This window comes from Citreicella sp. C3M06 (assembly GCF_018860705.1).
GTDB lineage: Bacteria > Pseudomonadota > Alphaproteobacteria > Rhodobacterales > Rhodobacteraceae > Salipiger.
The window spans coordinates 23605-37770 of sequence record NZ_JAHKQA010000047.1 but is presented as its reverse complement, the minus strand read 5'-3'; the positions used below and the strand labels follow the sequence as shown (position 1 = coordinate 37770).

Here is a 14166-nt window from a genome sequence, read left to right as displayed (position 1 = left end):
GCTTTCGCCCGGCCGCGCGGGTGCCCATATAGTCGGCAGGAGGGTCCGAAACATGGGCTATATCAAGACAACGATCCTGATGGCGGCGATGACGGCGCTGTTTATGGGGGTGGGTTATCTGCTGGGCGGCGCGGGCGGTGCGCTGATCGCGCTGATCGTCGCGGCGGCGATGAACCTATTCGCGTGGTGGGGATCGGCGGGCATGGTGCTGCGCATGCACAACGCCCGCCCGGTGCCGCGCCGCGATCCGTCCGGGCTGTCGGACATGGTGGCCGATCTGTCGCAGCGCGCCGGGCTGCCGATGCCGCAGGTCTATATCATCGAACAGGCCCAGCCCAACGCCTTTGCCACCGGGCGCGGCCCGTCGGATGCCGCCGTGGCGGTGACCACCGGGCTGATGCAACAGCTGAGCCGCGAAGAGCTGGCCGGGGTGATCGCCCACGAGCTGGCGCATATCCGCAACCGCGACACGCTGATCATGACCATCACCGCGACCTTTGCCGGTGCCATCACCATGCTGGCCAATTTCGGCATGTTCTTTGGCGGGCGGCGCGAGGGCGTCGGCATCATCGGCTCGATCGCGATGATGCTGCTGGCGCCGATGGCGGCGGGCCTCGTGCAGATGGCGATTTCGCGCACCCGAGAATATGCCGCCGACAAGGCCGGGGCCGAGATCTGTGGCCATCCGCTATGGCTGGCCTCGGCACTGGCGCGGATTCAGGCGGGGGCGTCGCGCATCGACAACCACGCCGCCGAGGCGAATCCGGCGACGGCGCATATGTTCATCATCAACCCGCTGCATGCCCATGCCCGCGATAGCCTGTTCGCCACCCACCCGGCGACGGAAAACCGCATCGCCGAGCTGCGCAAGCTGGCGGCGGCGATGCCGGGACGGGCCAGCGCGCGCCCTGCCCCGCCGCCGCCATCGCGCGCGCAAGGCAAGGGCGGCCCCTGGGGCTAAAGCAGCGCTCAGCCCCCCAGATGCGGGGCGATCCGGGCCTCGATGGCGCAGACGATCCGATCGACAGTCTGCGCGTCCGCGGCATCGGCGTGGGGCGGGGCAAAGCGGCCCGCGTCATTGTCGAAATAACGCCCCGATGCGCCTGCGAAATCGTCTGACAGCGCCGCCCGGATCAGGATGTCGGCGCCGATGCCGATATCCTTGCCCGCCATGCCAAAACCCTTGCGCACCATCTTGGTGGCCAGCAACGAGCCGGGATTCACCGCCACGGTGACCGGCCCATCCGGACCAAGCTCTGCGGCCAGCGTCTGACTCCACATGGTCAGGGCCAGCTTGCTCTGGGCGTAGGCCTCCATCGGCTCCAGCGCCCAGAGCCCCGCCAGCGCCGCCAGATCGACCGGCGCCTGCGCCGCCGAAGACAGGTGCACGATGCGCCCGCCCTGCGGGATCACCGCCAGCAGCAGCCGGGTCAGCAAGGCCGGGGCCAGCGTGTTCACCACGAAGCGGATATCCTGACCGTCCTTGGTGAGCGGATTGTCGGTCTTGAAGACTCCGGCGTTGTTGATCAGCGCGTCGATGCGGACATGTTTTGCCCGCAGCTCTTGCCCCAGCCGGGCGACCTGCGACAGATCCGACAGATCGGCCCGGTAGGTCTCGAACTGCGCGGCGCCCAAGCTGCGCAATTCGCCCGCGATCGCCGACAGCTTGTCGGCGTTGCGCCCGTGGATCAGCAGGTGATGGCCTCGCGCAGACAGGCGGCGGGCGGTCTCAAGGCCAAGCCCGTCGGTGGCGCCGGTGATGAGGATGGTCCTGGGCATGATGCTTCCTATCGTGCAAGGCCGGGCAGGATCTCGTCTGCAAGGCGTTTCATCGTGGTTTCAAGATCGGCGGCGTTGCACCGCAGGTGCAGCACCACATAGGGCGCGCAGTGCGATCGGCACCCGGCCACGGCCTTGCCCCACCGGCTGGCCCCTCTGCGCAGATCCTCAGACCCGTACCGCAGAGGGTGCCAGCTTTCTTCGCTTCGGCTCGGGGTCTCAGAACCCGCTCAGCACCTGTTTGCCGATGACGCGCCCGCTTTCCTGACGGGCATGGGCGGCAAGCAAACTCGCGGCGCTCATCTGCCCGAGGCGCTCGGTCACGGTCGATTGCAGCGTGCCGTCATCAAGCATCTGCGACACCCGGTTGAGCAGGTCGCGCTGCAGCTCGATATCGGCGGTTTCGAACATCGAGCGGGTGAACATGAATTCCCAGCTGATGGTCAGGGCCTTGGGCTTGGCCGGGGCGATATCCAGCCCCTGCGGATCGTCGATCAGCGCAATATGGCCGCGCGGCGCGATCAGATCGAGGATCGCCGGGTAATGCTGATCGGTCGCGGTCAGTGCCGCCACGTATTCCGGCGCAAGGCCCAGATCCTTTACCTGCGCGGCCATGTCGCCGCGGTGATCGATGACGTGATCGGCGCCCATCTTGCGCACCCAGTCCTGCGTTTCCGGGCGCGAGGCGGTGGCGATCACCGTCAGCTTGGTCAGCGTCTTGGCCAGCTGGATCAGGATCGATCCGACCCCGCCAGCGCCGCCGATCACCAGCAGCGATTTTCCCGCACCGCCGCCTTCGCTCAGGCGGAAGCTGTCGAACAGCATTTCCCATGCGGTGATGGCGGTCAGCGGTATGCCTGCGGCCTCGGTGAAATCCAGCGAGGCGGGCTTGCGACCGACGATGCGCTCATCCACCGCCTGATACTGCGCATTCGATCCGGGGCGGGTCACGTCGCCGGCGTAAAACACCGCGTCGCCAACCTTGTAGCCGGTGACCTCGGCGCCGGTTTCCACCACGACACCCGCGGCGTCAAAGCCAAGGATATCCGGCCCGGCCTCGGGCGCGCGGTTTTCGCGCAGCTTCACATCCACCGGGTTGAGCGAGACACCGCGGACCTCGACCAGCAGATCGCGCGGCCCGACCTCTGGCTTGGGGGTTTCGAACATCCGCAGCGCGTCGGGGGCATCCACCGGGCCGGCCACATCGTATCCAATCGCTTTCATCTTTGATCTCCATCGCATTGGCTTTGCTTGGTGCTAGAAATACCCATTGATGTTGAATATAAAACGGCGCATTTCCGCATTGAGTATTCGGATATTGGATATAATCACATGGACACCGACAGCCTGCGCCTGTTCGTCATGGCCGCCGAGCGGCTGAATATCAGCGCCGCCGGGCGGGCGCTTGGGCTTGCGCCCGCGGTCGCCAGCGCCCGGCTTGCCAAGCTCGAACACGAGCTTGGCGCCGAGTTGCTGCACCGCACCACGCGCAGGGTGTCGCTGTCGCTCGAAGGGTCGGATTTCCTGCCCTATGCCCGCGAGATCCTCGCGCAGGCCGAGGCTGCCCGCATCGCGCTTGGCGGGTCGAGCGCCGGGCCGCGTGGCACCCTGCGCTTTGCCGCGCCCAGCAGCTTTGCCCAGCTGCACATCATGCCGCTGCTGCCAGAGCTCCACGCCGCCTATCCCGATCTGACGCTGGATCTGCGCTTGTCGGACACACGGTTCGACGCCATCGAAGGCAGCTTCGATCTTGCGCTGCGCAGCGCGCCGCTGGCCGACAGCAGCCTCAAGGGGCGCAAGCTGGCCGATGACACCCGCATCCTGTGCGCCGCGCCCGCCTATCTTGAGGCGCATGGAACGCCCGCGCAGCCAGCGGATCTGGCCGGGCACAGTTTCATTGCATGGAACAGCCTTGCGCCGCGCGAACTGGTCAACGCCGCCGGAGAAACCGCCCGGCTAAGCCCCGAGGCGATGCGCTGCCGCACCATCGTCGACGATGGCGATGCGCAACGCGAGGCGACGATTGCCGGGGCCGGGCTGTCGATCAATTCGCTGTGGAGCGTCGCGCATGAGCTTGACGCAGGCCGCTTGCGGCGGGTGCTGCCCGGCTGGCGTTCGAACGATTTCTCGGTGCTGTGGCTGGTCTATCCGCGCTCCAACGTGCTGACCCCGAAAACCCGGATCTTCATGGATTTCCTGATCGAGCGGCTTGGCAATCGCGATGCATGGCGGGGCTGAGCGGCGCCAGTGGGCACGGCCTGCGGGCGCCCGGACTCAGCCGTCAAAGGCGTAGCCGACGCCATAGACCGACCGGATCGGCTCCCAGTCGGTGGTGGCATGGATCTTGCGGCGGATATTGCGGATATGGCTGTCGATGGTCCGGTCGAACACCTCGGTGTCATCGGGAAAGGCGAGGGTCAGCAGCTGATCGCGCGAAAACACCCGCCCCGGACGGGCGGCCAAGGCGGCCAGAAGCGAAAATTCCCGCCGGGTCAGGGCAAGATCGACCCCGTCGAGCGTCACCCGCCAAGCCTCTGGGTCGATCTGCAGCCGCGCCGCCGGTTCGGGCTTTGCCGCCCCTCCGCCCACGGGCCGCCGCCGCAGCACGGCGCGCACCCGCGCCACCAGTTCGCGCGGGGAATAGGGTTTGCAGACATAATCATCCGCCCCCAGTTCAAGCCCGAGAAGACGGTCGATTTCTTCGACCCGCGCGGTTGTGATGATGATCGGTACGTCCGAACGCTGGCGCAACTGGCGACAGATGCTCAGCCCGTCCACACGCGGTAGCATCAGATCGAGGATGACAAGGTCATGCGGCGTGCCAAGGGCGGTTTCCACCGCATGAGAGCCTTCGGTCAGCAGGTCCACCGCCATGCCATCGCGCAGCAGGTAGTCGCGCAGCACCGAGGCAAGCGCCATCTCGTCCTCGACGATCAGAATGCGCGGCTTGATCATGATTGCATCTCCGGCAGGGTAAAGGTCACGTTCAGCCCGCCCAGATCCGAGGCGGCGGCGGCAATGCTACCGCCATGGGCCTCGATGATCGCCTTGCTGACGCTCAGGCCAAGGCCCGAGCCGCCAAGCGCGCGCGAGCGCGAGCCTTCGGCCCGGAAAAACCGCTCGAACAGCCTTGGCAGCACGTCATTCGGCGGGGCGGGCGCCGTGTCGTCGATCGACACCTGCGCGAGCCCATCGCCGCGCCGGATCGTCAGCCGCACCGTGCCGGGGGCATCGGTATAGCGCGCGGCGTTCTGCAACAGGTTGTCGAACACCTGCGCGATCCGCAGCCGGTCGCAGGACACGTCCAGCCCGTCGGGGAAGGCGCAGACAATGTCGATGCCCGCGCCGCTCAGGGCCGGGCGCGCGACTTCGACCGCCTCGGCGGCGATCTGCACCAGATCATGGCGGGTCAGATCGGCGACGAATTCAGCCTCGCGCGCATAGGTCAGGATCTTGAGATCCTGCACGAGGCGCGACAGCCGCATCTGCGCCGCGTGCATTTCGGCCAGCGTTTCCGGGTCGGCCCGGCGCACGCCATCCTGCAGGGCCTCGATCTGCGCGCGCAGCACCGACAGCGGGGTTTGCAGCTCGTGGGTGGTGTTGGAAATCCATTCGCGTTCGGCCCGCGAGGTCCGCGCCAGCGTTTCGGCCAGCGTGTTGAAATGCCCGATCAGATCGCCCAGCTCGTCGCTGCGATCCAGATCGATCCTTTCGCTGTAATCGCCCGATGCAAGGCTCTTTGCCCCCGCTTCCAGCCGCTTGATCGGAAGCAGAACCTGCCGGGCGATCACAAACGCCGCCGCGCCGGAAATCAGCAATGCAACCAGCGCGGAAAACGCCAGTGAGGCATATTGCCCGCGAATGAAGAAGGCATCGCTGGCGCTGTCCGAAAGCGACGCTGCGTTCAGCCGCAGATAGCCAAGCGGGCCTTCGGTGCCGCAATCGCCATCGAAACAGATCGGGCGCTGCTCATAGCGCTCGGTGCGCGGCGGCGCCCCGGCAATCGGCGCACCGGACGGGTCCAGCAGCAGCAATCGGCCTGCGATCAACAGCGGATCGCCAGCGATCTCTCTCAGCTCCGGCACACCGGGCGGGGCGAAGTGGCTGCGCACAAATTCGTGCCACGCCCGCGGGTCATGCGCCAGCTGTGGCCAGCCCGGACTGCCCGGATCGAAGGCGAGGGCCAGTTCGTCCACCAGCCGGTCGAACCGGGCCAGTTCGCCGCGCAGCAGATATTGCGAGAATCCGTCCCGCATCGACAAGGCCACCAACAGCGACATGGTCCCGATCACCAGCGCCGCGGTGACAGCGATGGCGAGGAATATCTTTGTGGTCAGTGACATAGGTGCGCGGTCCATTTCCCGGTGATGGCCTGCGATTGTGCAGGCAGAATGCATCGGGCCGCGTATAGCCGCGCCTTGGGCGCGCCGTCCAATCAAGCGATTGTTTATTGCCCCTGCCCGCGCCTGCGGAGCGATCCGCGCGCGGCGAACGCTCATTTCCAAGACACATCGGCCCCCGGCGCACCAAAGGCGCATCGGGGGCCGACCTGAACGCGGGGCGGATCACGCCACCAGTGCCTAGAACCCGAGCGCCGAGCCATCCTTGCGGCTATCGCTGCCGCCATGCAGCACGCCATCGCCAATGCGGATGGCTTGCGATCCGCCAAGCGGGCTGGTCACCACCTGCAGCGTATGGCCGCGCGCCTGCAGCGCCTCGCGGACATCCTGCGGCACGCCCGGCTCGATCTGCAGCACCTCGCCGACGGCAAAGCTGCGCGGCGCATCCATCGCCGCCTGCAGGTCCAGACCAAGATCGCTGACGCCCGACACAAAGGCCGCCTGCCCGGCCGCCTGATAATGCCCGCCCATCACGCCAAAGGGCATCACCGCCTTGCCATCCTGCACCGCCATGCCGGGAATGATCGTGTGCATCGGGCGCTTGTTGGGGGCGATGGCGTTCGGGTGGGTTTCGATCAGCCGGAAGCTGGCGCCGCGCGAATGGAACAGCACGCCGGTTTTCGGATCGAGCCGGGTCGAGCCAAAGCCGTGGAAGATCGAGTTGATCAGGCTTAGCGCGTTGCCATCGGCGTCGACCACCGACAGGTAGATGGTGTCTTCGTGCTCGGGCTCGTCCCACAGCGCCGGGGGCATGGCGCGGGCCATGTCGATGCGCGCCGCAAGGGTATCGACTACCGCATCGGACAGCAGCGTTTCGGCGAGGCCCGGGCATTGCTCCGGATCGGCGAGCAGCGCATCGCGGTGGTGATAGGCCAGCTTCGTCGCCTCGGCATGCAGGTGGATGCGGTCGGCCAACGGCAGATCGGGGCCAAGGTCGAATTTCGACAGGATGCGCAGGATCAGCAGCGCCGCCACCCCCTGCCCGTTGGGCGGGCATTCAAAGATATCGAGATCGTTGTAGCGGGCGGAAATCGGCGTGGTCCAGAACGCCTGATTTTCGCCGGCATGGAAATCGGCCTCGCTGTGCAGCCCGCCAAGCGATTGCAGATGGGCCGCCATGCTCGCGGCGGTGTCGCCGGTGTAAAACCCCGCCGCGCCCTTTTCGGCAATCTCGCGCAGGCGATCCGCAAGCAACGGCTGGCGGATGATTTCACCGACGCGGGGCGCACGGCCCTGCGGCAGGAATACCGCCGCCGCGGGCGCGTCCTGCCCGATCAGCGCGGCGTTTTCAGCCCAGTCGGCGGCAACGCGGGGGGTGACGGGAAAGCCGTTTTCCGCATAGCCGATGGCCCGCGCAAACAGCCGCGCCATCGGCATCGTGCCGTGATCGCGATGCAGCAGGCACCAGGCCGAGATCGCGCCGGGGATGGTCACCGCATGCGGGCTGGTCTGGGGGATCTCGTCGCTCAGCCCGGCGGCTTTCAGCGCCGCGACGGTGGCCCCCGCCGGGGCGCGCCCGGACCCGTTGAGCGCCTTCACGCCGCCCTCTTTGGGCGCATAAAGCGCAAAGCAATCGCCGCCAATGCCGGTCATCAGCGGATCGACAACGCATTGCACCGCAAGCGCGGCAAGGCCCGCGTCGACGGCGCTGCCGCCGCTGGTCAGAATCTCGACCCCCGCGGCGGTGGCCAGCGGATGCGAAGTGGCGATCATCGCGTTCGAAGACAGGGTTTCGGGGCGGCGGGCGGAGAAGAAATCGAAGGTCATGTCAGTCCTGAAAGGTTCCGGCCAATGCGCTGGCCTGCGGTGAGGCAAGCGGGTGAAGGCAGGCGACAGAGCGCCCCTCCCCCGCCCGCGCCAGATACGGATCGCTTGCGTGGCAATCGCCTTGCACCCGTGGGCAGCGCCCGGAGAACCGGCACCCTGCAGGCAGGTCGAGCGGGCTTGGGATCTCGCCCGGAAGCGGCTCCGCGATGGGTTGGAAAAAGCTCGGCGCGGCGGCGCGCAGGGCGGCGGTATAGGGATGCGCCGGGGCGGCAAGCACCGCATCGGTGGGGCCGGTTTCGACGATGCGGCCAAGGTACATGATGGCGATGTTCTCGCAAAGATAGCTGGCGACGCCAAGGTCATGGGTGATGAAGACCAGCGTCAGCCCCATCTCTTGCTGAAGCCGGCGTAGCAGCGAAAGTAGCTGCGCCTGCGTCGAGACATCGAGCCCCGACACCGCCTCATCCGCCACCAGCACCGAGGGTTCAGATGCCAGCGCGCGGGCGATGGCGACGCGGCGCACCTGACCGCCCGACAGCGCGGCGGGATAGCGCGCGGCGGCATCGGCGGGCAGGCCCACGCGGGTCAGCAACTGTTCCACCCGCGCGCCGATCTGCGCCTCGGGCACCACGGCAAAGCGGCGCAGCGGTTCGGCCAGCAGCGCGCCGATGGTCATGCGCGGGTTCAGCGATCCGCGCGCATCCTGATAGACCATCGCCACATCGCGGGCGAAATCGCTGCCGCCCGCGCGGGCCTCGCGGATCGCCCGGCCACGATACAGCGCCTGCCCGTTGGTTGGCGCATCCAGCCCCAGAAGCACCCGCAGCAGCGTCGATTTGCCCGACCCGCTTTCGCCCACCAGCGCCAGCGAGGCCCCCTGCCCCACCGACAGCCGCACCCCGTCAAGCGCATGCAGCCCCACGGTCTGCCGCCCGAAGCGTTGACCGGGCTTGCGCACCTGAAACACCTTTTCCACATCGACCAGTTCAAAGACCGGGCGCTCTGCGTTTTGCATCGGCTTCCTCATTCCGGGTTCCAGCAGGCAAAGCTGTGCGCGCCGCCCTCCAGCGGGGGGGCTTCGGCCCAGCAGCGATCCTGCACGCGCGGGCAGCGCGTCGCAAAGCGGCAGCCGCGCGGCATGTCGCGATGCGATGGCACGGTGCCCTCGGGGGCGATCAGATCGCGGGTGCCGATTTCCAGCACACAGGATTTGAGCTGGCGCGTATAGGGATGGCGGGCGTTTTCCAGCACGTCGCGCGCCGGGCCGGATTCGACCACCTGCCCGGCATACAGCACCACGATCCGGTCGCAGGCCTGACTGGCCAGCGCCAGATCATGCAGCACAAAGATGCAGGCCGCGCCGCGCGCCTTGGTCTGGGCAAGGATCAGCCGCACGATCTGCGCCTGAATCGTCACGTCCAGCGCCGAGGTCGGCTCGTCCGCCAACAGCAAATCGGGATCGGCGGCCAGCGCGATGGCCACCATGACGCGTTGTTGCATGCCCCCCGAAAGCTGGTGGGGATAGGCGGTCAGCCGCGCCTCGGGGTCGTTGATGCCCACCTGCGTCATCAACTCGATGGCGCGGGCGCGCGCCGCCGTCTTGTCCAGCCCGAGGTTGCGGCGCACCGCCGAGATCAGCTGCCGCCCCACGGTATAGGACGGGTTGAGCGCCGCCCCCGCGTCCTGAAAGATCATCGACAGGCGGCGCCCGCGCAGGCCCACCATGTCGCGTTCGCGCAGGGCCAGCAGATCGCCCGCCCCGTCCAGCGTGATCTGGCCCGAGGTCTGCGCCTCGCCCAGCAGCCGCATGATCGCGGTGGCGATGGTGGATTTGCCCGCGCCGGATTCCCCGACCAGCGCGACGGTTTCGCCCTGCCCGACCTCTAGCGTCACCCGGTCGAGAATCCGCGCCGGGCCGCGATCGACGGTCAGGGATTGAATGTTCAGAAGCGCCGTCATGCCTTGCCCTTGAGCTTGGGGTCGAATTCCTCGCGGATGCCATCGCCGACGATGGACAGCGCGATCAGCAGCAGCGCCAGCGCAAAGCCGGGCATCGCCGACATCCACGCCGCAAAGCTGACAAAGGCCCGCCCTTCGGCGATCATCAGCCCCCAGTCGGGGGTCGGGGGCGTGACCCCGATGCCAAGGAAGGACAGCGAGGACGAGACCAGAATGGCCTCGGAGATACGAATGGTGACCTGCACCGCCAGCGGGTAGATCACGTTGGGCAGGATGTGGCGCCAGATGATCACCGCGCGCGGAATGGCCATCAGCCCCGCTGCCTCGACGAACAGCTGCACGCGCACCTGCAACACGTCGGCGCGCACGGTGCGCGCGAACGGGCCGATCATCGACAGGCCGACCGCGATCACCACCTTGTCGACCCCCTGCCCCAGAATGGCGATGAACGCCACCGCGAGGATCAGCGAGGGCAGCGCAAGGATGCTGTCGATCAGCCGCATCAGCGCCCATTCGACCCAGCCCCCCGACAGTCCCGCCGCAAGCCCGACGATCAGCCCCCCGATGGCGCCGATGGCCACGGCAAAGAAGCCGATGATCAGCGCATAGCGCGCGCCAAAGATCACCCGCGACAGGATGTCCTGCCCGTAGCTGTCGGTGCCCATCAGATGCGCGCCGCTTGGCGCCTGCATCATAGCGTTGAAATCCTGCGCCACCGGATCGTAGGGCGCAACAAGGGGCGCAAAGATCGCGGCGAGGACGTAGCCCACCGCCACCAGCAGCGCGAGGGTAAAGAACGGGCGGCGCAGGAAGATCGAGCGCGCGCCCCGCCGTGCGGGTTCCACCAGGGTCATTTGCGGTCTCTCAGTCGCGGATCAAGGAACGGATAGGACAGATCGACCAGCAGGTTGACCACGATGAACAGCGTTGCGGTCATCATCACGCCGGCCTGCACCACGCCATATTCGCGCCCCAGCACCGCCGAGGTCAGCATCTGCCCGATCCCCGGCAGGTTGAACACGGTTTCGGTCAGCACCGTGCCTTGCAGCAATGTGCCCAGTTGCAGCCCCAGAATGGTGACCAGCGGCAGCGCGATGTTGCGCACGCCATGCACCCAGATCACCCGCCAGCCCGGCTCGCCCCGTGCACGCGCAGCGGCGATATAGGGCTGGGCCAGAACCTCGATCAGCGTGGCGCGGGTCAGCCGGGTGATCATCGCGATGAAATAGGTCGACAGGGTCAGCGCCGGCAGGATCATGTGATAGATGCCGCCCCAGAAATCCTGCCACGGGCTGACATAGCCCATGACCGGGAACAGCCCCAGTTTGACGCCAAAGAACCAGATCAGCAGGATGCCCAGCAGAAACGACGGGAACGCCGTGCCGGTCAGCGCGAACACCGCCGCGCCCGCATCAAAGATCGTGTCTTTCTTCACCGCCGAGAGCACCCCGAGCGGCACCCCGATCAGGATCGCGAAGGCCAGCGAAAAGCTCGCCAGCGTCAGCGTCACCGGCAGAGCTTCGAGGAAACCATAGGTGAAGATGTCTGTGCGGGCGACGTAGCTGGTGCCCCAGTCGCCCTGCACAAAGTTCTTCGCCCAATCGAGGTACTGGGTCAGGAACGGTTGATCCAGACCCAGCTGTGCCGAAAGCGCGGCATAGGCTTCCGGCGAGTATTCCGAGCCCAGCATGATCTGGATCGGATCGCCCGGCGCCAGCTTCAGCAACCCGAAGCTGGCAAACGAGACGATGAACAAAACGACGAGCGTCTGCCCGACCTTGCCGAAAGCCTGTCGTATCATCAGCCGAGGCTCACCGTGTGCAGGTTCACAAGGTCGGCGGGGATGTAGTTGAACCCTTTCACCTCGTTCGAGAACACCTTGTAGATCGGCATATGCGCCATCATCGCGCAGGGCGCTTCATCCATCAGAAGGTCTTCGGCGCGGTGATAGAGCGCGGCGCGGGCGGCCACGTCCAGCTCGGTGCTGGCCTGCTTGCACAGGTCATCGAAGTCGGTGTTGACCCAGCGGCAGAAGTTCCACGCCCCGTCCGATTTCCATTCCGGGTACAGCGTTTCCTCGGGGTCGAGGTCGGCCACCCATTCGAAATCGTACAGATCGAAATCGCCGCCGTTGCGGCGCTGCACCCAAGAGGCGGGTTCGACCAGTTCGAGATTGGCCTTGATGCCGATCTCGGCCAGCATCGGCGCGACGGTCTGCGCGATGCGGGTGCCCACGGGGCCGCGTTCGGCCATCATATAGGTGACTTCGATTTCGCCCTGATTGGCAGCCTTGGCGCGGAATTCCTTGGCCTTGTCCAGATCGAACCACTGGCCGCGGCCCGAGGTCGCGATATTGGGGTCGAAATAACCGGTCATCGGCGGGGAGATCGGGGTATAGGCCTGTTGGGCACGCCCGAAATAGGCCTGCTTGACCAGCGTGTCGCGGTTCAGCGCCCAAGCCACGGCGCGGCGCAGGTTGACATCATCAAACGGCGCGCGCTGGCAGTTCATGCCGACATAGGTGTAGTTGCCCTCGATCTCGCCATAAAGCGTGGCGTTCGGGAAGGCATCGACCTGATCGACCAGCTGCATCGGGCAATCGGTCATGCCGTGGATCTGGCCCGACATCAGCGCCGCCAGCGCCGTCGAGGCCTCGCGCATCAGCACGAAGGTGACCTTTTCCAGCTTCGGCAGCCCGGTCTCGAAATACTCGGTGTTGGCTTCCAGCTCGATGGCGTCATTGTCGCGCCAAGAGACGAACTTGAACGGCCCGGTGCCGACCGGGTTGCGGCCATAATCGGCGCCGTATTTCTGCACGGCAGCGGGCGAGACGATGGTGCCCGCGCGGCCCGTGGACCCATTGAGCGCCACCGGCAGGAAGGCATAAGGTTCCGAGAAGGTCAGCTTGATGGTCAGCGGATCGACCACCTCGATGCTGTCGAGCAGCGCCAGCTTCCACGCGTGCGGCGAGGCAGGCTCGCCCTCCTTGACGCGCAGCAACGAGAATTTCACCGCCTCGGCGTCGCAGGGCGTGCCGTCGTGGAACTTCACCCCGTCGCGCAGCTTGAAGACATGGGTCACTTCGTCTTCGAGATCCCAGCTTTCGGCCAGATCCGGCTCGAACGTCACCTGGCTACCGTCATAGCTGATCTTGAGCAGGCCATTGTGGATGTTGTTGATGATCTGGATCGCCGACAGGAAGCCGGTGAAATGCGGATCGAGCGTATCGATCACCTTGACCGAGGCGATCTTCAGATGGCCCGATTGCTGCGCCTTGGCAACGTTGGGAAAGGCACCGCCGGCGGTTGCGGCTAGAATGCCCGCGCCAAGGCCCTTGAGAACGGCGCGGCGCCCGAGCCGGGCAGACATCCGTTCTGCGAGAATTTTCTTGTGGTCGATCTTGGTCATAGTCCGTTGTCACTCCTGTTGGCCTGTTCACTTCTTTCGAAGAGTCGCTTCCGGCGGCGTTCCGCTCTGTCCGTTCCTGTAAAGCGGGCGATCCGGGGTTTCTGTCCGCATCGCCTCACTGAAAAACAAGTTGACCCGATATGTATACAGTAACAAGATAAAAGGGTACATTTAAGGATGATATCGGCATGAGCGAAAGAACTGCCCAAAATATATACGATCTGCTGATTGACGGGATCGCATCGGGCACCTTTGCCCCCGGTGAGCAGCTGGCAGAGGTCACGCTGGCCGAACGGTTCCATGTTTCGCGCACGCCCATTCGCGAGGCCCTGCACCGGCTTGAACAGGCGAATTTTGCCGAGCGCGGTCCAAGGCGCGCCTTTTTCGTGCGCAAGATGCAGGCCAGCGATCTGCAGGATCTGTTCGAGGCAGTGGGCGAAATCGAATCCGCCATCGCGGCGCTTGCGGCGCGGCGGATGACGGAAATTCAGCGCAGGCAGCTTCAGGCGATCCTTGAAGAAGGCCGCGCCTGCGGCGATGACGCCCAGACCTACGCCGAGATCAACCGGCGCTTTCACGCGCAGATCAATCAGGGTGCCCATAACGCCACGCTCTCTGCCAGCCACGCGGAACTGACGCTGCGCACACAGGTCTGGCGGTCGCGCAACTTCGCGCTTGATGGCCGACGGCTCGACAGCTCCCGGCGCGAACACGCCGCCATCGCCGAAGCCATCCTGCAAGGTGATGGCGAAACCACCCGCCTGAAGATGCGCGAACATGTGGCGTCTTCCTTCATCACCCTGACCGACCTTCTAAAGACCGACGGCTGAGGCCGCGACAGGCCCGGCGGCCT

General features: G+C 66.1%; 13 protein-coding genes. 3 read left to right on the top strand and 10 right to left on the bottom strand.

Annotation, left to right across the window (positions count from 1 at the left end):
- Positions 1–52: 52 nt before the first annotated feature.
- The gene (gene htpX / locus KO516_RS10465) at positions 53–961 is read left to right on the top strand and encodes a zinc metalloprotease HtpX (protein WP_216003735.1); all 909 of its coding nucleotides are present in this window, start codon (positions 53–55) and stop codon (positions 959–961) included.
- Positions 962–969: 8 nt separating this feature from the next.
- Here htpX and KO516_RS10460 read toward each other — a convergent pair whose 3' ends face one another.
- Both KO516_RS10460 and KO516_RS10455 read right to left on the bottom strand, forming a co-directional pair.
- On the bottom strand, positions 970–1779 hold the full coding sequence (locus KO516_RS10460) for an SDR family NAD(P)-dependent oxidoreductase (RefSeq protein WP_216003734.1): 810 nt from the start codon (positions 1777–1779) through the stop codon (positions 970–972).
- A gap of 219 nt (positions 1780–1998) precedes the next feature.
- Positions 1999–3003: a zinc-binding alcohol dehydrogenase family protein gene (locus KO516_RS10455; protein ID WP_216003733.1), complete on the bottom strand. Its 1005-nt coding sequence runs from the start codon at positions 3001–3003 to the stop codon at positions 1999–2001.
- Positions 3004–3111: 108 nt separating this feature from the next.
- On the opposite strand from KO516_RS10455, the gene KO516_RS10450 reads away from it, so the two are divergent.
- On the top strand, positions 3112–4017 hold the full coding sequence (locus KO516_RS10450; protein ID WP_216003732.1) for a LysR family transcriptional regulator: 906 nt from the start codon (positions 3112–3114) through the stop codon (positions 4015–4017).
- A gap of 36 nt (positions 4018–4053) precedes the next feature.
- Here the strand turns inward: KO516_RS10450 and KO516_RS10445 are convergent, their stop codons facing one another.
- The 8 genes from KO516_RS10445 to KO516_RS10410 all read right to left on the bottom strand — a co-directional run bounded on the left by KO516_RS10445 (position 4054) and on the right by KO516_RS10410 (position 13313).
- On the bottom strand, positions 4054–4734 hold the full coding sequence (locus tag KO516_RS10445) for a response regulator (protein WP_216003731.1): 681 nt from the start codon (positions 4732–4734) through the stop codon (positions 4054–4056).
- Positions 4731–6122 (bottom strand): ATP-binding protein, encoded by a 1392-nt coding sequence (locus tag KO516_RS10440; RefSeq protein ID WP_216003730.1) that lies wholly within the window; start codon positions 6120–6122, stop codon positions 4731–4733. Before KO516_RS10440 ends, KO516_RS10445 begins: the two co-directional genes overlap by 4 nt.
- Positions 6123–6359: 237 nt before the next feature.
- On the bottom strand, positions 6360–7946 hold the full coding sequence (locus KO516_RS10435) for a gamma-glutamyltransferase family protein (protein WP_216003729.1): 1587 nt from the start codon (positions 7944–7946) through the stop codon (positions 6360–6362).
- A gap of 1 nt (position 7947) precedes the next feature.
- On the bottom strand, positions 7948–8961 hold the full coding sequence (locus KO516_RS10430; RefSeq protein ID WP_252737526.1) for an ABC transporter ATP-binding protein: 1014 nt from the start codon (positions 8959–8961) through the stop codon (positions 7948–7950).
- Positions 8962–8969: 8 nt separating this feature from the next.
- Positions 8970–9905 (bottom strand): ABC transporter ATP-binding protein, encoded by a 936-nt coding sequence (locus tag KO516_RS10425; protein WP_216003727.1) that lies wholly within the window; start codon positions 9903–9905, stop codon positions 8970–8972.
- Positions 9902–10759, bottom strand: coding sequence for an ABC transporter permease (locus tag KO516_RS10420; protein WP_216003726.1), 858 nt, complete (start codon positions 10757–10759; stop codon positions 9902–9904). The genes KO516_RS10425 and KO516_RS10420 overlap by 4 nt, the downstream gene beginning before the upstream one ends.
- Positions 10756–11706: an ABC transporter permease gene (locus KO516_RS10415; protein WP_216003725.1), complete on the bottom strand. Its 951-nt coding sequence runs from the start codon at positions 11704–11706 to the stop codon at positions 10756–10758. Before KO516_RS10415 ends, KO516_RS10420 begins: the two co-directional genes overlap by 4 nt.
- Complete coding sequence (locus KO516_RS10410) at positions 11706–13313, bottom strand: ABC transporter substrate-binding protein (protein ID WP_216003724.1); 1608 nt, start codon at positions 13311–13313, stop codon at positions 11706–11708. The genes KO516_RS10415 and KO516_RS10410 overlap by 1 nt, the downstream gene beginning before the upstream one ends.
- A 188-nt stretch (positions 13314–13501) precedes the next feature.
- Between KO516_RS10410 and KO516_RS10405 the strand changes: the two genes are divergently transcribed.
- Positions 13502–14143: a GntR family transcriptional regulator gene (locus tag KO516_RS10405; RefSeq protein ID WP_216003723.1), complete on the top strand. Its 642-nt coding sequence runs from the start codon at positions 13502–13504 to the stop codon at positions 14141–14143.
- The last annotated feature ends 23 nt before the right edge of the window (positions 14144–14166 follow it).